Annotated in this window: 19 protein-coding genes; 13 read left to right on the forward strand and 6 right to left on the reverse strand. The window is 47.7% G+C overall.

Features of this window, described 5'->3' with window-relative positions:
- The 3 genes from GSO_RS00230 to spxB all read left to right on the forward strand — a co-directional run.
- A partial coding sequence (locus GSO_RS00230) for a hydroxymethylglutaryl-CoA reductase, degradative (RefSeq protein ID WP_010487657.1) occupies positions 1-1,278 on the forward strand: 1,278 nt, incomplete at its 5' end.
- A complete protein-coding gene (locus GSO_RS00235) occupies positions 1,262-2,455 on the forward strand; it encodes a hydroxymethylglutaryl-CoA synthase (RefSeq protein WP_010487659.1) in 1,194 nt (397 codons plus the stop codon). The genes GSO_RS00230 and GSO_RS00235, both read left to right, overlap by 17 nt.
- 255 nt (positions 2,456-2,710) lie before the next feature.
- Positions 2,711-4,465 (forward strand): pyruvate oxidase, encoded by a 1,755-nt coding sequence (spxB, locus tag GSO_RS00240; protein ID WP_010487661.1) that lies wholly within the window; start codon positions 2,711-2,713, stop codon positions 4,463-4,465.
- A gap of 60 nt (positions 4,466-4,525) precedes the next feature.
- Here spxB and GSO_RS00245 read toward each other — a convergent pair whose 3' ends face one another.
- Positions 4,526-5,005 (reverse strand): nucleoside 2-deoxyribosyltransferase, encoded by a 480-nt coding sequence (locus tag GSO_RS00245; RefSeq protein ID WP_010487663.1) that lies wholly within the window; start codon positions 5,003-5,005, stop codon positions 4,526-4,528.
- A gap of 75 nt (positions 5,006-5,080) precedes the next feature.
- Entirely contained in the window at positions 5,081-6,448 is a 1,368-nt protein-coding gene (gene rlmD / locus GSO_RS00250; protein ID WP_010487665.1) for a 23S rRNA (uracil(1939)-C(5))-methyltransferase RlmD, read from the reverse strand.
- A 77-nt stretch (positions 6,449-6,525) separates the two neighbouring features.
- Between rlmD and GSO_RS00255 the strand changes: the two genes are divergently transcribed.
- The gene (locus tag GSO_RS00255; protein WP_010487667.1) at positions 6,526-6,906 is read left to right on the forward strand and encodes a hypothetical protein; all 381 of its coding nucleotides are present in this window, start codon (positions 6,526-6,528) and stop codon (positions 6,904-6,906) included.
- 11 nt (positions 6,907-6,917) lie between these two features.
- Here GSO_RS00255 and GSO_RS00260 read toward each other — a convergent pair whose 3' ends face one another.
- On the reverse strand, positions 6,918-8,438 hold the full coding sequence (locus GSO_RS00260) for a helix-turn-helix domain-containing protein (RefSeq protein WP_010487668.1): 1,521 nt from the start codon (positions 8,436-8,438) through the stop codon (positions 6,918-6,920).
- Positions 8,439-8,510: 72 nt separating this feature from the next.
- Here GSO_RS00260 and recX point away from each other — a divergent pair, with 72 nt between their 5' ends.
- From recX to GSO_RS00275, 3 genes are all read left to right on the forward strand, one after another.
- On the forward strand, positions 8,511-9,308 hold the full coding sequence (gene recX / locus GSO_RS00265) for a recombination regulator RecX (RefSeq protein WP_010487671.1): 798 nt from the start codon (positions 8,511-8,513) through the stop codon (positions 9,306-9,308).
- A 73-nt stretch (positions 9,309-9,381) separates the two neighbouring features.
- A complete protein-coding gene (gene ntdP, locus GSO_RS00270) occupies positions 9,382-9,918 on the forward strand; it encodes a nucleoside tri-diphosphate phosphatase (RefSeq protein WP_010487673.1) in 537 nt (178 codons plus the stop codon).
- A 25-nt stretch (positions 9,919-9,943) separates the two neighbouring features.
- Complete coding sequence (locus tag GSO_RS00275) at positions 9,944-10,462, forward strand: hypothetical protein (RefSeq protein WP_010487675.1); 519 nt, start codon at positions 9,944-9,946, stop codon at positions 10,460-10,462.
- Between the two features lie 112 nt (positions 10,463-10,574).
- Here the strand turns inward: GSO_RS00275 and GSO_RS00280 are convergent, their stop codons facing one another.
- A complete protein-coding gene (locus tag GSO_RS00280; RefSeq protein WP_010487677.1) occupies positions 10,575-11,009 on the reverse strand; it encodes a GNAT family N-acetyltransferase in 435 nt (144 codons plus the stop codon).
- 76 nt (positions 11,010-11,085) lie between these two features.
- On the opposite strand from GSO_RS00280, the gene GSO_RS00285 reads away from it, so the two are divergent.
- The 3 genes from GSO_RS00285 to GSO_RS00295 all read left to right on the forward strand — a co-directional run bounded on the left by GSO_RS00285 (position 11,086) and on the right by GSO_RS00295 (position 15,335).
- Positions 11,086-12,264 carry an AI-2E family transporter gene (locus tag GSO_RS00285; RefSeq protein WP_010487679.1) on the forward strand — a complete coding sequence of 393 codons (1,179 nt, stop codon included), beginning with the start codon at positions 11,086-11,088 and terminating at the stop codon, positions 12,262-12,264.
- Between the two features lie 72 nt (positions 12,265-12,336).
- A complete protein-coding gene (locus GSO_RS00290) occupies positions 12,337-13,695 on the forward strand; it encodes a hemolysin family protein (protein WP_010487681.1) in 1,359 nt (452 codons plus the stop codon).
- Between the two features lie 65 nt (positions 13,696-13,760).
- Positions 13,761-15,335: a peptide chain release factor 3 gene (locus GSO_RS00295; protein ID WP_010487683.1), complete on the forward strand. Its 1,575-nt coding sequence runs from the start codon at positions 13,761-13,763 to the stop codon at positions 15,333-15,335.
- A 129-nt stretch (positions 15,336-15,464) separates the two neighbouring features.
- Here GSO_RS00295 and GSO_RS00300 read toward each other — a convergent pair whose 3' ends face one another.
- Together GSO_RS00300 and GSO_RS00305 are read right to left on the reverse strand one after the other, a co-directional pair.
- Positions 15,465-15,758: a DUF1827 family protein gene (locus GSO_RS00300; RefSeq protein WP_010487685.1), complete on the reverse strand. Its 294-nt coding sequence runs from the start codon at positions 15,756-15,758 to the stop codon at positions 15,465-15,467.
- A gap of 161 nt (positions 15,759-15,919) precedes the next feature.
- Positions 15,920-18,148 (reverse strand): ATP-dependent Clp protease ATP-binding subunit, encoded by a 2,229-nt coding sequence (locus GSO_RS00305; RefSeq protein ID WP_162829146.1) that lies wholly within the window; start codon positions 18,146-18,148, stop codon positions 15,920-15,922.
- Positions 18,149-18,367: 219 nt separating this feature from the next.
- Here GSO_RS00305 and ykzS point away from each other — a divergent pair, with 219 nt between their 5' ends.
- The 3 genes from ykzS to ptsP all read left to right on the forward strand — a co-directional run bounded on the left by ykzS (position 18,368) and on the right by ptsP (position 20,692).
- Positions 18,368-18,559 (forward strand): protein YkzS, encoded by a 192-nt coding sequence (gene ykzS / locus GSO_RS00310; RefSeq protein ID WP_010487689.1) that lies wholly within the window; start codon positions 18,368-18,370, stop codon positions 18,557-18,559.
- A 142-nt stretch (positions 18,560-18,701) separates the two neighbouring features.
- Complete coding sequence (locus GSO_RS00315; RefSeq protein WP_003566007.1) at positions 18,702-18,968, forward strand: phosphocarrier protein HPr; 267 nt, start codon at positions 18,702-18,704, stop codon at positions 18,966-18,968.
- Positions 18,968-20,692: a phosphoenolpyruvate--protein phosphotransferase gene (gene ptsP, locus GSO_RS00320; protein ID WP_010487769.1), complete on the forward strand. Its 1,725-nt coding sequence runs from the start codon at positions 18,968-18,970 to the stop codon at positions 20,690-20,692. Before GSO_RS00315 ends, ptsP begins: the two co-directional genes overlap by 1 nt.
- Positions 20,693-20,786 lie beyond the last annotated feature (94 nt).

Genomic DNA, 20,786 nt, shown 5'->3' on the forward strand with positions numbered 1-20,786 from the left:
AAATTTTATGAAAAAACGCCTGAAGAAAGGCGTGCGCAATTGATTCGCGAAGGTTCACTGACGCAGGCGGATGCCGGTTTATTCGCGGCAACATCTTCACTTCCTGCCACGACCGAAGCACGGTTGATCGAAAATTCAATCGGTGAATTTTCACTACCTTTAGGAGTCGCACGCAACTTGTTAGTGAATGGCCAATTGCATCAGGTGCCGCTGGCCAACGAAGAACCTTCTGTTGTAGCAGCGGCCAGTAATGGTGCACGGATTGCTGCGGAAAATGGCGGGGTCGCGGCACGGGTTGATCCGCATCAGGTAGACGCTGAGGTTGTTTTGACAGACTTAGCCGATTTGGAAGCTGCCAAGCAAACGGTTTTGGCCCATCAAGCAGACATCAAAGCGGTCGCGGCAGCCGCCCATCCTTCCATGATTCAGCGTGGTGGCGGGTTAGTTGCAGTTGCCGTGTCAGTGTTAGCCAACCGGTTTTTGAAGATTCGTTTAACCCTTGATCCTAAAGAGGCGATGGGCGCCAATTATGCCAATACGGTAGCCGAAGCAGTTGCAGCAGTGATTAAAACCTGGCTCGATGGAACGATTTTGGTCAGCATTTTGACAAATGCCCCAGCCGAATTGGTGACCGCGACAGTTCGACTGGACCCAGCAACCCTTGCAACGAAGACAGTGCCAGGTGAGGTGATTGCCAAAAAAATCGTGCAACTTAGCGAATTGGCTTTTGTCGATCCGGAACGGGCCGTGACGCATAATAAAGGGATTCTTAATGGCGTTATTGGAGCAGTTTTGGCAACTGGCAATGACACGCGGGCAGTTGCTGCGAGTGCGGGAGCTTTTGCGGCTGCCAGCGGCCAATATCAACCTTTATCGCGCTGGGTGATGCAAGCCGGTAAATTAGAGGGAACGCTGCAAATACCGTTGCCACTTGGGGCAGTCGGTGGTGCAATCGGTGCCTTGCCATTGGCACAAGCTGCCCGCCGGCTTGGTGGTTATCGCGATTTAGCCACCATGCAGCAGGTGATTGCGGCATTGGGCTTGGTCCAGAATCTTGCGGCATTACGGGCACTGGCCGGACCGGGTATTCAAGCCGGGCATATGAAGTTGCAAGCCAATGCCTTAGCGATTGCGGCTGGTGCTGACGAACATGAACTTCCGGATCTGGTCGCCGCATTACGGGAAGGGCAAATGGACCTGGCACATGCCAAAACTTATTTAGCAAACATTCAATCAAATCAGAAAGTAGGCCAATCAAAAAATGAAAATCGGGATTGATGCCATTGCAATGGATACACCGGACTTCTACGTCGATTTAGTGGAACTCGCAAAGGTTCGGGGAGATGAACCGGACAAATACACCATCGGCATCGGCCAAGATGAACAGGCGGTACCGCCTTCAAGTCAAGACATTGTGACCATGGGCGCCAATGCTGCAGCGCCATTGGTGACCCCGGCGATCCGGGACAGCCTGGGAATGGTGCTGGTCGGAACCGAAAGTGGCGTGGATGCAAGCAAGTCGGCTGCTTTGTTTATTCATCAGTTGCTGGACTTGCCTGAATGGGTGCGCGCAGTTGAATTAAAAGAAGCCTGTTATGGCGGCACCGCGGCTTTGATGATGGCACGGGATTACGTGGCCGGACACCCAGACAAAAGTGTGCTGGTCATCGCCGCTGATATTGCCCGGTACGGCTTGGCGACAGCAGGTGAAGTCACCCAAGGCGCCGGTGCCGTGGCGATGACCGTCAAGGCGGATCCGCGACTCATCACGATTGAGTCGGATTCGGTTTATCGCTCGGCATCGATTAATGATTTTTGGCGGCCGGTTTACCAGGATACAGCAATTGCCCAGGGAAAGTATTCCACCGAGCAGTATTTGGCCTTCTTTCAGGCGGTCTGGGATCGTTATCAGGCTGAAAACCATTTAACCGCAGCTGATTTTGCGGGGATGACCTTCCATTTGCCTTACACCAAAATGGGCAAAAAGGCGTTGAATTTAGTCTTACCCCAAGCTGATGACCAGACTGTGAAGCGGTTAGGGGAACGGTTTGACGCTAGCACCCGCTATTGCCGCCGGATTGGCAATATTTATACGGGTTCGCTTTATTTGGGTCTGCTTTCCTTATTGGATCACGATGCAACACTGCAGGCCGGCGACCGTATCGGGCTCTTTTCATATGGCTCGGGTGCCGTGGCGGAGTTCTTCAGCGGGATTTTGCAGCCGGGCTTTAAGGATCAACTAAACTCGGCCGCCCACGCGCGTCAGTTAGATGAGCGGCAACAGTTGACGGTGCCGGAATACGAGGCACTGTTTAGCGACAAGGTACCTTATGATCCCGAAGATTATCGGCCGGATCCGGCATACTTCCGGGGGCAATTTGTATTGACCGGTGTCGTCGAGCAAGAGCGCTTGTACGAAAAGCAGCCGGCTGATTCATCGACTTTGCCACATTAATCTGATTTGCAGCTGGTTATTTTATGACGGTTATTTTCGGCGAGCGGTGAAGAATCTACCAATCTGTATTAGTCAATTTGGTTGACTGTTATGGTTCCCATGGGCTTATTATGCCGGTCATGGAAGCGATTTCTGGATTTTTAGCGTTTTTGCAAGATTGATTGAGATGAAAAGGCTTGCATTGCGGACGATTAATTGTTATACTCACTTTTGTAATTAACTTACAAAATGTAAGTAATAATGGAGGCAAGTGTCATGACAGAAAAAATCAACGCTGCAGACGCAATGATCAAGGTGCTCGAAGACTGGGGCATTCATAACATTTATGGGTTGCCTGGTGGTTCTTTTGATAGCACGATGAATGCACTTTATAATCGGCGTCACACGATCAACTATGTTCAGGTTCGGCATGAAGAAGTCGGTGCGTTAGCCGCAGCCGGTGAAGCTAAAGTAACTGGCCGCATTGGCGCAACGTTTGGTTCTGCTGGGCCTGGGGCAGTACATCTGCTGAATGGGTTGTATGATGCGCAATACGATCATGTGCCGGTTTTGGCTTTGGTCGGGCAGGTGCCGACTGCTGCCATGAACACCAACTATTTCCAGGAAATGAACGAGAATCCGATGTTTGCCGATGTTTCGGTTTACAATCGGACGGCGATGACGGCTGCTCAGTTGCCACATGTGGTTGACGAGGCCATTCGCCAAGCATACAAGCATCAGGGTGTGGCAGTGGTCACGATTCCTAAAGATCTTGGTTGGGAACAGATTGACGACAATTATGTTTCATCAGCCAATCTCTACCAGAAGCCGCTTTTACCTGAGCCGGATCCGGAACAGGTAGCAACAGCCTGGAGCATTATTAAAGGTGCCAAGAAGCCGATTTTATACGTTGGTAATGGCGCGCGTGGTGCTCGGGACGAGATTATTGCTTTTTCCGAGAAAACGCATATTCCGATCATTACCACGGCTTTGGCAAAAGGCGTTGTTCCTGACGACTACAAGGCAAATATGGGTTCTGCCGGACGGGTCGCGTCCAAACCCGGCGTTGAGGTCGCCCGTGGTGCCGATATGGTCTTGTTCCTTGGTTCGGATTTTCCATTCCAGCCATACTTTATCGCACCGAATGCCAAATATATTCAAGTCGATATTGATGCCAGCAAGTTTGGCCGGCGTCACACCGTTGACTTAGCGGTTCTGGCTGATGCCAAGAAGTTCATCAAAGCATTGACTACGGTCGCTGAGCCATTACCGGAAACGGCTTGGTATCGCGCTTCATTAGCTAATAAGGCAAACTGGGTTGATTGGATGAAGTCCTTTGAAGACGACGCTGAAACGCCACTGCGGGTTGAGCCAATCTTCAAGCTCATCAACGAGATGGCGGAAAAGGATGCCATTTTCCAAGTCGACGTTGGTAACGTGACGATTAATGGAATGCGCTATCTTAAGGCTAACGATGATCAGGCCTTCACTACGTCCGGCTGGTATGCGACGATGGGTTATGCGTTGCCAGCAGCGATTGGGGCACAATCAGAGTTCCCGGATCGTCAGGTATGGTCAATCTCTGGTGATGGTGGCTTTGCGATGGTGATGCAAGACATTATGACACAAGTGAAGTATCACCTGCCGATCATTAACGTGGTTTTGACGAACCAAAGCCTAGGGTTCATCGAAGCAGAGCAGGATGATACGCACCAGCCACACTCAGGAGTTGATCTGATCGGTGCCGATTATGGCAAAGCTGCCGAAGCAATGGGCGCGCAGGGCTTTGAAGTCCACACCTTGGACGAACTCAAGGATGCCTTTGCCAAGGCGAAGGATCGCAAGGGCCCGGTTGTGATTGATGTGAAGATTTCAAATTTGCGGCCGATTCCGGTCGAGCAATTGGTTCTCGACAAGCAAACCCAGGATCCCGAAGCAGTCGATGCTTTCGTGAAGAAGTATCATGCTGAGAGTCTGATCCCATTCCGGCAATTGCTTGAAGATGCAGAAAAAACCACTGCGAATGTTTAGGTGAGTCATAAAAAGCTTCCGTTCATCAGATTGTTATCTGGTGGCGGAAGCTTTTTTGATTTAAGCGTTTGCCCGGACTTTTATGGCCGCAACCAACGCTGCTTCATCGGTGTAGATGGCACCGTTGAGTTTGATTAGCCCTGTTGTATAAAGATTCAGATAATGAAATTGATTTTCGGCAACCCGTTGCAAGGCGTCGAGCTTTTGCTGATTAGTAGCGCCAAGACGTCGGCTGTCGGTATAGAGGCCGAGAATCGGGATTTTGGTGGCATAGGCGACCCCGATTTCAGTGGCCACCCCATTGTCGATGACCGGACCGTCCAAGATTGCCACCAACAAATCAGCAGCCTCCAGGCGATCAGTATCAGCTTGGGCGATCATTTTGGAATCGGCATAAGCTTCTTTATTGTTAATTGCCGCGTTTTCCTGAGGCACATACAGATCGACGTCAGGAACGGCGGCGCGAATTTGCGCGGCTAATTTTGCGTTGTAGTCAAAATCGGCGTGACTGAAAAGCGCATTGGCAAAATAAATTTTCATGGCAGGAACCTCGCTTTGGATGGATGAATTGGGGGACGAATGCGGATAGTGAAGACGCTGCTTCATTTAACGCGATTAGCGCCGCGTAAACTTGACAACTGCCTCACAGCGGGCAGTTTGCGGGAACATGTCGATGCTTTGAATCCAATCAACCTTGTAATGTTTGGCCAGAGGAACGAGATCACGCGCCAACGTTGAGGGGTTGCAGGAAATATAAACAAACTTTTTAGGATTAAGGTTCAGCAAGGCATTAATAAAAGGACGTTCGAGGCCGGCACGCGGTGGGTCGACAATCACGGCGTCAGGGTGAATCCCTTCTGCCAGCCACTTAGAAAACAGAGACTCAGCTTTGCCAACAAAGTAATGTGTCTTGGTAAAGCCATTGTGAGCCGCATTAGCTTTCGCATCGGCAATCGCTTCAGGCACCGTATCCATGCCGTAGATTGTCTGGTGCCGGTCAGCGAGACTGATGCCGACAGTGCCGATCCCACAATACGCATCGACCAGTGTATCGCTTCGGTCCAGTTCAAGTGCGTCTTTTGCGATGGTATAAAGCCGTTCAGTTTGCGCTGGGTTAAGTTGTAAAAAGGCTTGCGGTGAAACCTGAAAAGTGCGGTCTAACAACGTTTCCTGGATATAAGGTTGGCCAGCCAAAAGTCGGCTTTCCTTGCCCCAAATAATTGAAGTGTTGCCAGGATTAATATTTTGGGCAATGCTGACGACCATAGGCAAACGTGTTGCAATGGCCGCGACCAATTTGGTTTGCTGGGGCAGTTTAGCGCTGTTGGTAATGAATGTGACTTGCACTTCACCAGTTGCAAAAGATTCCCGAACGACCAATGTTTTGACAATGCCGGCATTCTTTTTTTCTTCGTAAATCGGAATCTGGAACTCTTCAAGCAGCTGACACAAAACAGTCACGACTTTCATGGTCAACGGCGCCTGTGTCAAAAAATGGGTTAACGGGACAAGGTGATGTGATCCAGGGGCGTATAAACCGGCACGAACATGACCGTCAATGACTCGAACCGGGAACTGAGCTTTGTTGCGATAATGCGTCGGGTGCGTCATGCCGATGGTTGGTTTTAAGTCATAATGTTGCCAGCCGGCTGGTTTGAACTTGGCTAAGGCCTGTGCGACCACATCCCGTTTGAAGCGCAATTGAGCCGGATAAGCAAGGTGGTTTAATTCGACCCCGCCGATCTGCCCATAGAGAGGTTCCGTGGGTTTCACTCGATCAGATGAGGCCGAACGGATTTTGTGGACCTTGGCTTCAAGATAGCGGTCATGAATCGCCGTCACTTCAGCAACAACGATTTCGCCGGGGAGCGCACCGGTAACAAAAGTGATTTTGCGTTGATAGTACCCGATACCTGCGCCGTTGATATCCAACCGCTTGATAGATAATGGAAAACGTTGTCCGATTTTAACCGTGGTTGCCATGAAATACTCCTTTACGCTGACAAATGGTGACGATCCCTGAAAAATTCTAGTATAATGTACTTTCAGGAGGATTGACTGTGAAAATTACTTATTCGAATACCATGAGCAAAAAAATGACGGCGACCGTTTGGCAAAACGACACGCCACATGTCATACACGTTGGCGAAACGCTAGATCTTAAAGTTCAACGCGGTGACAAAATAACCTATAAAGTTGGCCGATTAAACAAGGTACATGCGATTGATTACCAAAGTCCGGAAGCCAAGTTTGAAATTCAGATCAATCGTAGTCTGCAAAATGCTTATTTTGTTGTGATGTTTCTGATGGTGGTTTTTTTGTGGTTTAACCGTAATAGCAACCTGAACAACACGCTGCTGGTGACCGCGGTTGTTTTGGGACTGGCCGGCTATGAGGCGTTAGTTTATTTTGTCGGCTATACCGCCAAACCCTTTCATTAAAAAATAAGAGTTTAGGACTGCGCTGATGAGCCGTGTTGACGCTGTAATTGTTTGAGTCGGCGATAAAGATTGAAATAATCTAAATCAGTCGGTTCCGGCATCCAGGTAATCAGCGGGGTTGCGGGATCAAACGGGTGGCCCAAACGCGGGATCACCCGTTTTGGTTTGGTGAGGCTGGTGATGATCAAATCCGGTTTGACTGCTGCATCAGGTGGCACAACCCGGATAAAGCCTAAATCATCCAGAAAATTGAGCAAATCCCGTTTGGCAAACGAGTCATGCTCGATGAGAACGTTAACGACCATCTGCATGTCTCGGTTAAGTTCAGGATAATTGTCTTTCACCAAAAGATATAAGCCGCTGATGAAGGGCTCGGGAAAGTCAGCAAAAATAGATTCAGGCATCGATTTAGGAATTTTTTTGAGGTACCGCTGAATTTCCGCAGCTAATTGACTGCTGTCGGCTTCCTCGTAAGGTGATTGGGCAAAATCAATGCGCTGGCTAAATCGTCCATCGAGTACATATTCGTTAAAACTAAGGCGGTATAAATTAGCAATCATGACTTGGCTTTCGGCAATCAGCTGGCGATCCGTTTCTTGCAGCTGATCGTTCAAGTGGCTGAGCAACCCAAAAACAAATCGATTCACGAGGTTATCGGTTTCATCGAAATGTTCGATGATTTGCCGATCAAGCGTTTGCGGTTGCCGAGTCACGGTCATAAAATACATGCGCATAAAATAATAAAATTGTTTTTCCGCCTTTAGTTCTGACGCTGACAGATTAGGAAACCGTGATTGGGTAAAAATCAAATCCGGCAGGTCATCGTGTCCGGAAAAAAGCAACTGCATGCGGCGATTCGGCAATAGGGCATGGCCTGCTTTGATCCGCATCAGCTGAATGGCAAGAATGACCAATGCTTCCTTGGACATCGGTTGCACCGGTACCAGCAAAAATGTTGGCGCGACCTGATTGATCTCAGCCAAAAGCATCTTTGCCTGTTGCTCTTGGGCAGCCGAAAATGGCCAGCCAGCCCCGCGATAAGCGAGCATAAAAAAAGTAAACATCGCCAAGCGGATATGTAGCTCATCACCTTCGATTGCCCAAGTTGTGCTGTTGAGATTAACGCCATTGTCCGCCAAGTAATCCCGAAATGGGGTGATGCGGCGTCGCAAGGTTGAAACGCTTGTCTGGTGATTTTCTTTAAATCGGTGAAAATCAGGATGCGGATTTTTAAACACGTCATCAAAGAATTCAAAAGGCAGGCTGTCTTTAAGCAAGGCAAAGCGGTATTGGTTGAGCGTGACCCGTTTTAAAAATTGGGTAAAATTTGCCTCGTCAACGGCTTCGTCAGGAATGATTTTATTAAGCTGAACCAAAACGGTCTGAAATGCCGTGTAGGTTTGCGAGTATGATAAACCTGTTGTGCGGCTAAGTGCATTGATCGATATGGTTGTTTGTGGCAAGGTCTTCATTGCCCGAAATAGTTGATAATTAATCAAACTATGACGGTCAAAAAAACTAGCTTCAAACATAACAGACCTCCATCTTATTTATGAAAAGTATAACATAAGTGATGGCATGATTAGAAAGGTGATCAAAAGCGCATGGGGCAAATTACAAAGATAACAGCGCAAAAACGGCGGGGACGCTATAATATTTTTCTGGACGGTGAGTATGCCTTTCCGGTCAGTGAGACGACGTTGGTGAATTATCAGCTCGCCAAAGGGATGACACTCACACCAGCGGAGGAGGCCCAGATCAAGGACAGCGAAGTCGTTGCCATGGGTTTGGAAATCGGTTTGAATTATATCAACCATCAAAGTCGCACTCGCCACGAAGTCAAGGAACGGTTGGCGAAAGAAGATTTTCCGGAAGACGTCATCGGCCAAATCTTAAAGCGTTTAACCGAGCTGGGGTTCTTAAACGATGTCGAGTATGTTCAGCGCTATTTAGAAGCCAATAGCAAAATGGGCGAAGCCGGACCACGCATGGTGCGTCACAAGCTCGAGCAGAAAGGCATTACGGCCGATTTGTTAACCGAGCAATTGGCAACCGTCCCGGCGGCAACCTGGACCGAAGCCGCGGTGCGTGCGGGTCAAAAAAATCTGCGCCACCATCAAAACCGGGCATTTAAGGATCAATTACAGCGACTGCGGGTTGCCTTGATACAAAAAGGATTTGATGAAGCAACGATTGCTGCCGCGATTGAAATTCTCGATCCGCAACCGGATGCAGAAAGTGAGCTGGCACTTTTAAAAGCCGAGGCTGCGAAACAGTGGCGGTTAAAACAACATTACGAAGCGCGAATTCGTAAGCAAAAGGTCAAGTCGGCTTTATTTCGCAAGGGGTTCGATTTGGATGCCATCGATGATGTTTTGGCGGATTTGGCAGAAGAGGACTAAAGCTCTAGTTTTTTAGCGGTATCCGATAAGCTTTGTTATAATGGAAATCGGAATTTTAGAAAGCGGGTTTTGTATGCTGATCCCTAAAGAAGGCGACTCGTTTGCCATTCAAAGTTATAAACATGATGGCAGTTTGCATCGCACCTGGCGTGACACGATGGTGCTTAAAACGAGTGAAGACGCCTTGATCGGCTGCAATGATCATACCTTGGTCACCGAGTCTGACGGGCGTCGCTGGTTGACGCGGGAGCCGGCAATTATTTTCTTTCACAAGCATTACTGGTTCAATGTGATTGCGATGATTCGTGAAGGTGGCGTTTCGTATTATTGCAACTTGGCGACTCCTTTTACCATGGATCAGGAAGCACTGAAATATATTGATTACGACTTAGATGTCAAAGTGTTTGCGGACGGGGAAAAGCGCCTGCTGGATGTTGATGAATATGAAGCCCACCGCAAAATGTGGCAGTACCCCGCCACGACGGATCGTATTTTGAAAGCCAACGTTAAAGTGCTGGTCGATTGGATCAACCACGGTAAGGGGCCTTTTTCCCAAGCCTATGTAGATTTGTGGTATCGCCGGTACTTACAATTGGCCCATCGAATCTGAAGACGGTATGAATGTTAGAGGCAATATGAAACAAATTCCGCAACAACCTGCACAATTATTTGCAGGTCATGCTTATACAACCGAAAGTAGCGATCAACTCGGCACGTTTCGCCCTGCGTGGACGGATTTCGAACAGCGACTGGGATTTAAATCGCTTGATCAGTTGGCCAAAACGCCTAACCGAACGGCGATGGTGATCTTTTCGCCGTATGATACCCTTCTGTACTGGATTGGCAGCTTATTGCCGGCGGGGACAGATGTACCAAAAGCCTATGATTGCTTCTCGCTGCCAGCAGCGACGGCCGGACAAGTGAAGCAACCGGCCAGTCAAATTTTGGCAAAAGAATTACCGTTGGCTACCAGCTTTAATAAAGGCTTACAGATCATCGAACAGGCAGGTTATCCACTGCCCGAACGTTTAGGCCAGACGGATCATCCTTATTATCTGGAAAGTTACCTGCTTGATGGAACGGCGGTCAAAACGGTGGCTTATCGTCTTTATATTGATCCGAACCAGTTGACCGGTGTGGACGAATATGAATAAAAAAGCAAGCGCGGCATGACCTGCTTGTAGTGATGGGCTTCTAATAAATTCAAATTAGAAGCGTATTTTTTTCAAATTTGAATGGTTTAATCGGACTAACCTGAAGCACCGCTTAATCTAATTTCAGTATCATTTCACGATGGCGAATGCCGGCATCCAGGAATTCCGGTCGATTCGTTAATTCAAATCCTAAAGTTTTATAAAAACCAACTGCCTGAATCTGGGCGCCGAGTTTTAGAAACGCCACATGATGCTGGCGGGCATATTTGATGATGGCGGTTAGCACCATTTTGCCAAGGCCATGCTTGCGGTAGACCTTTTCCACGGCAACGCGTTGAACGTGATAGCCGTTTGCTTCCGGTAAAATTCGAGCAGTAGCCACAGGCAAGTCAGCGTCATAAAGGACAAAGTAGGTGGCTTTTCCTTCATCACTGTCGACTTCCAGATCTGCCGGGACGTGCTGTTCCTTGACGAAAACATGTGTCCGGATCTGAACGCTATCTTGGTGAATCGCTGAATCTAAAGCAGTTGTTGTCTTTAATTCCAAAGTGCGAACCTTCTTTCCGTTTTGATAAATTGTTTGCTATTATAACACTATCGAGAAGAGGTTGGGGAGGCCAATTATGTTTGATAAGTTACGCCATTCAAAATTAATGTTCTGGTCAGTCGAGTTATTGGTACTGATTTTCGTGGTGATCGGCTTAACCCAGGTCTCGTTCTTATTTGCGCCGGTTGCAACGTTCTTTTCAACGCTGCTGATCCCGATTCTGTCGGCTGGATTTTTGTTCTATTTGTTTAATCCGATTGTGAAGCTGTTGCAACGGCTGCATATCAGTCGCAATATTTCGATTCTTTTGATTTTCCTGGTGGTTATTGGCGCCATCGTCTTAATTGTCATGGCGGTCCTGCCGAATCTGATTTACCAGGTCACCCAATTCATTACCAATATTCCGGATTTCTTAAAGGGGTTGCGTTCCTTTATCAGTAAGGCTTCGCACTACACTTGGTATCAGCGGCTTAACATTGGCAAATATGTGGCAAGCTTACAAATATCGCCAAGCAAATTGCTGAGTCAGGTGCTAGGCAGCTTCTCAAGTGGATTGCCGGGTATGATCGGTTCTTTGGCAAGTATTGTGGTCAGCATTATTACGATTCCGGTGATGCTCTTTTACTTCCTTAAAGACGGCGAAAACTTCGTGCCAAGTATTCAGCGACTCTTACCGCGGCGGTATCATGCGGAGGTGGCAACAGTGTTCACACGCTTGAATGCCACACTATCGCATTATATCGGTGGTCAGGCAATTGAATGTTTATTCGTTGGCACCTTTACGTTTATTGGCTATCTGATCATTGGCATGCCATACGCGTATCTGCTGGGTTTCATTGCCGGTGTGGTCACCATCATTCCTTATTTGGGACCGTATATTGGCATTGCCCCAGCGCTGGTCATTGCGGCAACCCAGGGATGGACCAAAGTTTTGCTGGTTGTCTTGGTCGTCGTCATTATTCAGATGACTGACGGGAACTTCATCTATCCTAATGTCATCGGTCGGTCTTTGGACATTCATCCGTTGACCATCATCATTTTGCTGATGGTGGCGGGCAATTTATGGGGGCTACTGGGCACTATTTTGGCTGTACCGACTTATGCCGTGATCAAAACCGTCATTACTTACTTATACGAACTATATCGGTTCCATCAAGAACATAAGGATGACGAAGATTTTGATGATGAGCGCGAACTACCCGAGCCGACCCCACGGGACGGCGCGCAGCACGATTCTGAATTGAAAAAGAAATAAGGACTTGCTATACTGAAGTGATCGAACTACGGGGATGAGTCCCCGTTTTTTTACGAAAGGTTGTGTTTTTGAATGGGCAGTGACCCAGACGGTCAGATATGGGGACAGTTAATCCTCATTATCTTTTTGACTTTAATTAATGCAGGATTTGCTGCCGCAGAAATTGCGGTCGTTTCAAGCTCACGTACCCGAATGCAAGCACAGGCAGACAAGGGTGATCGAAAGGCAGCTAAGTTGGTTGCCATTATGAAGGATTCCAGCCGGTTTTTGGCGACGATTCAAGTCGGCATTACCTTTGCCGGATTTTTTGCGTCGGCTTCGGCGGCAACCACGTTGGCTGATCGGATTGCGCCGATTTTTGGTAACTGGTCTTTTGCGCATGAAGCAGCGGTGATTTTAGTCACGTTGATCTTATCGTATTTTTCGCTTGTCTTCGGTGAACTTTATCCCAAGCAGGTGGCGCTTCAACGGGCAGAACGCGTGGCCAAGCTGAGCGTGACGCCGATTAGTTGGCTGGCGACGTTAATGCGTCCGTTTGTCTGGCTTTTATCGGCGTCAACCCAACTGTTGATGAAGCTGACGCCAATGGAATTTACCCATCAAGGCGAATCGGTTACGCGGGAAGAAATGGTTGCCATGATCGAAAATGGTCGGAATGCCGGTGCCATTGATCCTGATGAATATCAAATGTTTGAAGGGATTATCTCGTTGTCAGACACGATGGCGCGTGAAGTAATGGTGCCGCGAACAGATGCCTTCATGATTGATGCCGAAGAGCCTGATCAAAAAGCAATCGACGCGATTTTAAATAATATTTACTCACGAATCCCAGTATACGAAGAGGATAAGGACCATGTCATCGGGATTGTCCATATCAAGAACTTACTCAAAGAGGCGCGGCGAGTTGGATTTGAACATGTTAAAATCGAATCGGTGATGACAGAACCGGTGTTTGTGCCGGAAACCATTACGGTGGATGCACTGTTGAAGGAAATGCAAACTCGCCAACAGCAAATTGCCATTCTTTTGGATGAGTATGGCGGTGTTGTTGGCATTGTCACGATTGAGGATTTACTTGAGGAAATCGTTGGCGATATTGATGATGAATCGGATCAGGCGGAGCAGCTTTATACGAAACAAACGGAGCATGACTATGTCGTTTCTGGGCGGATGCCGATTTCCGAGTTCAATGATTTATTCAAGACCAGTCTGGATGTGCCGGATGTTGATACGATCGCCGGCTATGTGTTGACGCAGCTTGGCGCGATTCCATCGACGCATCATAGCGAAAAACTTGAGCTAGCACCGGGGGTTGTTTTGTCGACCGGCAAAGTAGAAGGGTCACGGCTTGTCAACGTTCACATTCATTTAACTGATATGCCGACGTTAGAGACATCGACAGAAGTATCGTCCAAGGAAACCGATAGCTAGCTCGGCTCAAGATAACATGGGCAGATGCTGGCAGTAACTTTGAACATTTTGGAAGGAACCAGATAATGAAACCACAGGAATTAGCACAAGAAGTCGCAAAACGGCGGACGTTTGCGATTATTTCTCACCCGGATGCCGGGAAGACGACGATTACCGAGCAGCTATTGCTGTTTGGCGGTGTCATCCGTGAAGCCGGGACGGTTAAAGGCCGAAAGTCCGGACATTTTGCCAAATCGGATTGGATGGAAATCGAAAAGAAACGTGGTATTTCGGTCACGAGTTCGGTGATGCAATTCAATTATCAAGGCAAACGTATTAATATTTTGGATACCCCCGGGCACGAGGACTTTTCCGAAGATACGTATCGGACACTGATGGCTGTCGATGCTGCCGTGATGGTGATCGATTCAGCTAAAGGGATCGAAGCCCAGACTAAGAAGCTGTTTAAAGTTGTTAAGCAGCGTGGTATTCCTATTTTTACCTTCATGAATAAATTGGATCGCGACGGGCGCGAGCCGTTGGATTTGATTGCTGAATTAGAGGATCTGCTGGGTATTGAAGGTTATGCGATGAACTGGCCGATTGGGATGGGCAAAGGCTTGAAAGGGCTGTACGATCGGGTAAATAACCGAATCGAGTTATATCGACGAGAAGGAGAAGATCGCTTTTTGCCGCTTAATGACAAAGGTGAATTGGATGCCAGTGAACCATTGACTCAGGATTCTATTTACACGCAAACGATGGATGACATTGAGCTGTTAAACGATGCGGGTAATCAATTTAGCCTCAAGAAAATCATGGCTGGTGATCAGACGCCAGTTTTCTTCGGGTCAGCCTTGACTAACTTTGGCGTCGAAACTTTTCTGAATAGCTTTGTTAAATATGCGCCTGAGCCGGGTCCCAAAAAGACTGAGCAAGGTGATGAAGTGATGCCGACCAATCCGGAATTCTCAGCGTTCGTCTTCAAGATCCAAGCGAATATGAACCCGGCTCATCGCGATCGGATTGCGTTTGTGCGCATTGTTTCCGGCGAATTTGAGCGCGGCATGGATGTCGTCTTACATCGTACCGGTAAAACAATGCGGCTGAACAATTCGACCGAGTTTATGGCAGACAGCCGCGAAACCGTCTCGACTGCGGTTGCCGGGGATATCGTCGGCTTATATGATACCGGTAATTTTCAGATTGGCGATACCATTTATCAAGGAAAAACGCTGATTCAATTCGAAAAGTTACCGCAGTTTACCCCGGAAATCTTCATGCGCGTTACCCCCAAAAATGTCATGAAACAAAAGTCATTTCATAAGGGCATGCAGCAGCTGGTCCAAGAAGGGGCAGTTCAACTTTATAAGACTTACCATACAAACGAGTACATTCTTGGAGCCGTTGGGCAGTTGCAGTTTGAAGTTTTCCAGTTCCGGATGTTGCATGAATACCACTCCGAGGTTGTGATGACCCCGATCGGTTCGCGCATTGCCCGCTGGATTGATCCGGATCAGATGGACGAAAAGATGAGCAGTTCGCGGAACCTGCTGGTGCAGGATATTCACGGCGATCCGTTGTTCTTGTTTGAAAACCAATACGCCGAGCGGTGGTTTGCGGACAAGTATCCGGATGTGAAATTGACGGCTAAGCTTTAATCTTGGCACAAAAAAAACGGCTATTGGCCGCTTTTTTTGTTTCTGGATTTCGAGGCGCCTTTTTGCTTATACATGATAACCGTTACGAAACATCGTTTGATTGCCTATCGAATGAACAAAATGCCTCTTTTATTCAGCCTGACGTTCTAACTTAGGGATCGTTATCTCGGCTAAGTGGTGGCCTATGATTGGCGAAACATCGTCAATGGACTTTTTGAGCAGTCGATCAAGCGTGTAAGCAATTTCCTCACGTTGAATGTTGCGGCGTTCGTTGGTGAACAATATCTCGATGTGCGAAGGTGCCTCTGTATAAACAACGGTGGTTTGACCGAGTGAAAAAACTTTGACAAGTCGGGCATCAGTGCCGCTTAGTTGCTGGCTTACCAAATTTCTAAAGCTGTTGGTGACATTAATCAGTCGCATGGTCAGGCCCTCCATTTCTCTTCCTACTGGTTTTATTATAAAACAATTTAAGGAAAAATAATATTATGTACAATCGAAAGCCCGCGAACATTTTGTCCGCGGGCTTTCTGTCTTTGCATCACTCATCTTGATCGCGATGATCGGTTGATGACTGATGGTGTTTACTTTTTGCTGGTTTTTGAAGGCGTTTCGGCTTTGGCTGGTTCGCCAACCGTAATTTCACCATTGCTGATGCGTGCTTCAAGTTCCTTGGCATCCGGATGATCCAGATAGAAGTCGGCTACCCGATCTTCAATCTGTTCTTGGATAACCCGCCGTAATGGCCGCGCACCCATGGATGGATTGTAACCCAGGCTGACCAGCTTCTCTTTGACCGGATCGGTGACATGAATCGTCAGGCCCTGACTCTTGAGATTATTGTTGGTGTCAGTGATCATTAAGGAAACGATCTTCAACAAGTCATCTTTAGAAAGTGGCTTGAATTCAACAATATCATCGAACCGGTTGAGGAATTCCGGCTTGAAGTAATTGCCAAGCTGATCCAGAACGCTGTGCGTCTTGCCACTCAAGGTTGCACCAAAACCAACATTAGCCTCGGCATCGGTTGATCCGGCATTGGACGTCATGATGATGATGGTATCCTTGAAGGAAACGGTACGCCCTTGCGAATCTGTCAAGCGGCCATCATCCAGAATCTGCAGGAACATGTTCATAACATCGGGATGGGCTTTTTCAATTTCATCTAACAGAATCAGACTATAAGGATTTCGACGAACTTTTTCAGTTAACTGGCCGGCTTCCTCGTAGCCAACATAGCCTGGCGGTGAACCGATCAGTTTGGAGACACTGAATTTCTCCATGTACTCCGACATGTCAAACCGAATCATGGCATCTTCCGAACCGAACAGCTCTTTGGCAAGCTGCTTGGCCAGTTCGGTTTTACCAACACCGGTAGGCCCAACGAAGAGGAAGGAACCGATTGGCCGGCCCGTCTTGTTGAAGCCAATCCGGTTACGGCGAATGGCCCGCGCAACTTTGTCAACTGCTTCATTTTGGCCGATGACATGTTTTTCAAGATCACTCGCGAGGTTCTTCAATTGTGCCTGTTCTTGTGCTTTCAATTCACCGACAGGAATGTTGGTCTTTTCTTCGACAATCTTTTCCATGTCTTTTTCGGTGACGGTTGGCACTTCATCTTCAGGTAGATTTGATTGTTTCTTGGCCATGTCTTCTAATTTCGTGACTTGATCGCGATAGAAGGCGGCTTTTTCGTAATCTTCCTGCTTAAGCGCTGCCTGCTTTTGATTCTCGGCATCCGCAATCTTGGTTTTGATCGTTTCAGGATCAACGGTTGCAATCGTCAAATTCTTGCGAGAACCGGCTTCATCCAACAGGTCAATGGCTTTGTCAGGTAAGAAGCGATCCTGAATGTAGCGGTTGCTGAGTGTAGCTGCGGCCTCAATCGCGGCTTCCGTATACTTAACATGATGGAAGTCTTGATAACGCGGCTGCAAGCCTTTCAGAATTTTAATGGTTTCGTCAACGCTAGGTTCTTCAACCATGACTGGCTGGAGTCGCCGAGCAAGCGCGGAATCTTTTTCAATTTGCCGATACTCGTTGCTGGTGGTTGCGCCAACCAGTTGCAATTCGCCACGAGCGAGGGCAGGTTTCAAAACGTTGCCTGCATCCATGCCGCCTTCAGCATTGCCGGCACCGACAATTTCGTGAATTTCATCAATAAATAGGATAATGTTCTTATTTTGTTTGAGTTCGTCGATCAATTGTTGCATCCGCTGCTCGAATTGACCACGAATACCGGTTCCTTGAACGAGGGAAACGACATCGAGGCGAATAACGTGACGATCCTGGAGTTTTGCCGGTACGTCGCCATTGGCAATCTTCAAAGCCAAGCCTTCGACGACAGCGGTTTTACCGACACCGGCTTCACCGATCAGAACCGGGTTATTCTTCGTCCGGCGATTCAGGATTTCGATCACCCGTGAAATTTCCTTGTCGCGGCCGATGACCGGATCAATTTGGCCTTTGCGTGCCTGTTCGGTCAGATCAACACCGAATTGACCCAGTAATCCCTTACCACCATTGCCATTGCGGCCGTTGTTACCATTCCCGCCGCGACCTGCCTGAGTAGGCGGGATTTGCGCGTTGGGCTGTTGCGGCCGATCCATTCCCTGATTCATCGCACGGAAGATATCATCTAAGCTCCCGAACCCAAACGGATCAGTAGCATTTGTTGGATTCATATTTCCTCCTGCTTGTTTCTTGAGTAATTGATAACAGTTTTGGCAGAGATTGATCTCCTGCCGCGTACCGTTAACAACGGTTGAAAGATGAATAGTGGCTGGATTCTTATGACAGTTTTCACATAACATTTTGTCACAACCTTCCTGTCTAAATAGGTGCCACATATAGTCGAAAAAGGTTTGACCTTTCTTGACCTATGGCAATAGTATACACCCTCATAGCGAGAATGCAAGCACTCGACACATAAGAGTGCTAAAAAGTTCCAAATATTTCAGTGATATCAGGCATTAGCGCTTTTTCAATGCCTACTTTTATGCTAACCTTATGGAGTGAGGTGAGGCAAATAGATGACTCAGGATTATGTCGCTTTAATGGATGAGTTAAAGACTGGTCAGCGTGACAAGATCACGGTGACGCCCGAAACATTCATGGCGTTTCGGGCGGCATGGACAAATTATCCCGATCGTGAAGAAATTGTGGGGACGGCCAAACGCGATGGTGTCATCGAATACCATTACCGGTCAGTTGATTCCCGCTAAATAAGCGTCAAATCTCATGTGACGCTTGTGGCAAGCTACAAAAAATGGTAAGGTTTACATGAATTGTTTTAGGTGTTAGTGTGCCTATAAACTATTCGGAAAAACACTAGAAATCTAGTTAATATGAAGGAGCAGATCAGTCATGGAAAAACGTGAATTTAACATTATTGCAGAAACCGGGATCCACGCACGTCCGGCAACCTTGTTGGTACAAGCAGCCAGCAAGTTCAACTCAGACATCAACTTGGAATATAAAGGTAAGAGCGTTAACCTGAAGTCCATTATGGGTGTTATGAGTTTGGGTGTTGGCCAAGGCGCCGATGTTACCATTTCTGCTGAAGGTGCTGACGAAGCAGACGCAATTGCTGCTATTACCGATACTATGAAAAAAGAAGGCTTGGCTGAATAATGGCTGAACATTTGAAGGGAATCGCTGCTAGTGATGGGATCGCCACAGCGAAGGCCTATTTACTGGTTCAACCTGATTTATCATTTGACAAAAAAACGGTTGATGATCCTTCAAAGGAAATCAATCGGCTGAAGCAGGCACTTGATCAAAGTAATGATGAGTTAAAGGTTATCCGTGCAAAGGCCGCTGAATCGCTTGGCGAAGAAGAGGCTCAAGTTTTTGATGCCCATATGATGATTTTGGCTGATCCTGACTTTACCGGTCAGATCGAATCCAAGATCAAGGACGAAAAAGTAAATGCCGAACAAGCTTTGAAGGAAGTTTCTGAATTCTTCATTCAGACCTTTGAAGGCATGACTGATAATCCGTATATGCAGGAACGTGCTGCCGATGTTCGCGATGTAACAAAGCGTATTATGGCGCATTTGTTGGGTCGTACATTGCCGAATCCGGCATTGATTGATGAAGAAGTCATTATCGTGGCTCACGATTTGACCCCTTCTGACACGGCACAGCTCAACAAGAAGTATGTGAAGGCATTCGTCACCGACATCGGTGGTCGGACGGCCCATAGTGCGATCATGGCGCGTTCTTTGGAAATTCCTGCTGTTGTCGGAACCGATGACGTCACCAAAAAGGCCAAAAATGGTCAATTGATTTCCGTTGATGGTCTTACCGGCGAAGTTGTCATTGATCCTTCGACGGATGAAGTTGCCAAGTTCAAGCAAGCTGCTGAAGTATTTGCCAAGCAAAAGGCTGAATGGGCACAACTGAAGACGGCGAAATCCGTGACGGCTGATGGCAAGCATTTTGATGTTGCGGCTAACATCGGGACCCCTAAGGATCTCGATGGTGTGCTGGCAAATGGTGCTGAAGGTATCGGCCTGTATCGTACCGAATTCCTTTACATGGATTCTTCCGAATTGCCGACTGAAGACGATCAGTTCGAGGCTTACAAGAAGGTTCTTGAAACCATGAATCCGAAGCCGGTTGTTGTTCGGACAATGGATATTGGCGGGGATAAGCATTTGCCATACCTGCCACTACCGCAAGAACAAAACCCATTCTTAGGCTATCGTGCGATCCGGATCAGTCTTGATCGTCAGGATATTTTCCGTACGCAATTACGGGCTTTGTTGCGCGCATCTGCATTCGGTAATCTGCGGATCATGTTCCCGATGATCGCAACCATTTCCGAGTTCAAACAGGCTAAGCAGATCTTCACAGAAGAAAAAGACAAGCTGGTTAAGGATGGCGTTAAGGTATCCGACAACATTCAACTTGGCATCATGATCGAAATTCCTGCTGCGGCGGTTTTGGCTGATCAGTTTGCTAAGTATGTCGACTTCTTCTCGATCGGGACTAACGATTTAATTCAGTACTCCATGGCGGCTGATCGTGGGAACGAACATGTTTCTTACCTGTATCAACCATACAACCCTTCGATCCTCCGGCTGGTCAAGCATGTGATTGACTCAGCCCACAAGGAAGGCAAATGGGCTGGCATGTGTGGTGAAGCTGCTGGTGATCCGATCATGGTTCCGCTGCTGCTTGGTATGGGACTTGACGAATATTCCATGTCTGCAACTTCTGTTCTTAAGGTGCGCAGCTTAATGAAGCGGCTTTCCACTGAGGACATGGCTAAAATGGCCGATGTTGCTCTAAATGAAAATATTTCAAATGACGAAAATGCGGACTTGGTTAAAAAGACAACCGGTCAGTAATGACGTCATGATTTGAAGAAGGCTGTCATCCCAAATAGGGTGGCGGTCTTTTTTAATTGCTTTAAAGCTTTGGCGAGATAGCTTTGTCATTTCT

It is taken from the genome of Lacticaseibacillus zeae DSM 20178 = KCTC 3804 (assembly GCF_000260435.1).
GTDB lineage: Bacteria > Bacillota > Bacilli > Lactobacillales > Lactobacillaceae > Lacticaseibacillus > Lacticaseibacillus zeae.

Bases quoted from the DNA above. Each gene is read 5' to 3' on its own strand.
- GSO_RS00235 (WP_010487659.1), top strand. From the start codon at position 1,262: ATGAAAATCGGGATTGATGCCATTGCAATGGATACACCGGACTTCTAC.
- spxB (WP_010487661.1), top strand. From the start codon at position 2,711: ATGACAGAAAAAATCAACGCTGCAGACGCAATGATCAAGGTGCTCGAA.
- GSO_RS00245 (WP_010487663.1), bottom strand. From the start codon at position 5,005: ATGAAAATTTATTTTGCCAATGCGCTTTTCAGTCACGCCGATTTTGAC.
- rlmD (WP_010487665.1), bottom strand. From the start codon at position 6,448: ATGGCAACCACGGTTAAAATCGGACAACGTTTTCCATTATCTATCAAG.
- GSO_RS00260 (WP_010487668.1), bottom strand. From the start codon at position 8,438: ATGTTTGAAGCTAGTTTTTTTGACCGTCATAGTTTGATTAATTATCAA.
- recX (WP_010487671.1), top strand. From the start codon at position 8,511: ATGGGGCAAATTACAAAGATAACAGCGCAAAAACGGCGGGGACGCTAT.
- ntdP (WP_010487673.1), top strand. From the start codon at position 9,382: ATGCTGATCCCTAAAGAAGGCGACTCGTTTGCCATTCAAAGTTATAAA.
- GSO_RS00275 (WP_010487675.1), top strand. From the start codon at position 9,944: ATGAAACAAATTCCGCAACAACCTGCACAATTATTTGCAGGTCATGCT.
- GSO_RS00285 (WP_010487679.1), top strand. From the start codon at position 11,086: ATGTTTGATAAGTTACGCCATTCAAAATTAATGTTCTGGTCAGTCGAG.
- GSO_RS00290 (WP_010487681.1), top strand. From the start codon at position 12,337: ATGGGCAGTGACCCAGACGGTCAGATATGGGGACAGTTAATCCTCATT.
- GSO_RS00295 (WP_010487683.1), top strand. From the start codon at position 13,761: ATGAAACCACAGGAATTAGCACAAGAAGTCGCAAAACGGCGGACGTTT.
- GSO_RS00300 (WP_010487685.1), bottom strand. From the start codon at position 15,758: ATGCGACTGATTAATGTCACCAACAGCTTTAGAAATTTGGTAAGCCAG.
- GSO_RS00305 (WP_162829146.1), bottom strand. From the start codon at position 18,148: ATGTTATGTGAAAACTGTCATAAGAATCCAGCCACTATTCATCTTTCA.
- ykzS (WP_010487689.1), top strand. From the start codon at position 18,368: ATGACTCAGGATTATGTCGCTTTAATGGATGAGTTAAAGACTGGTCAG.
- GSO_RS00315 (WP_003566007.1), top strand. From the start codon at position 18,702: ATGGAAAAACGTGAATTTAACATTATTGCAGAAACCGGGATCCACGCA.
- ptsP (WP_010487769.1), top strand. From the start codon at position 18,968: ATGGCTGAACATTTGAAGGGAATCGCTGCTAGTGATGGGATCGCCACA.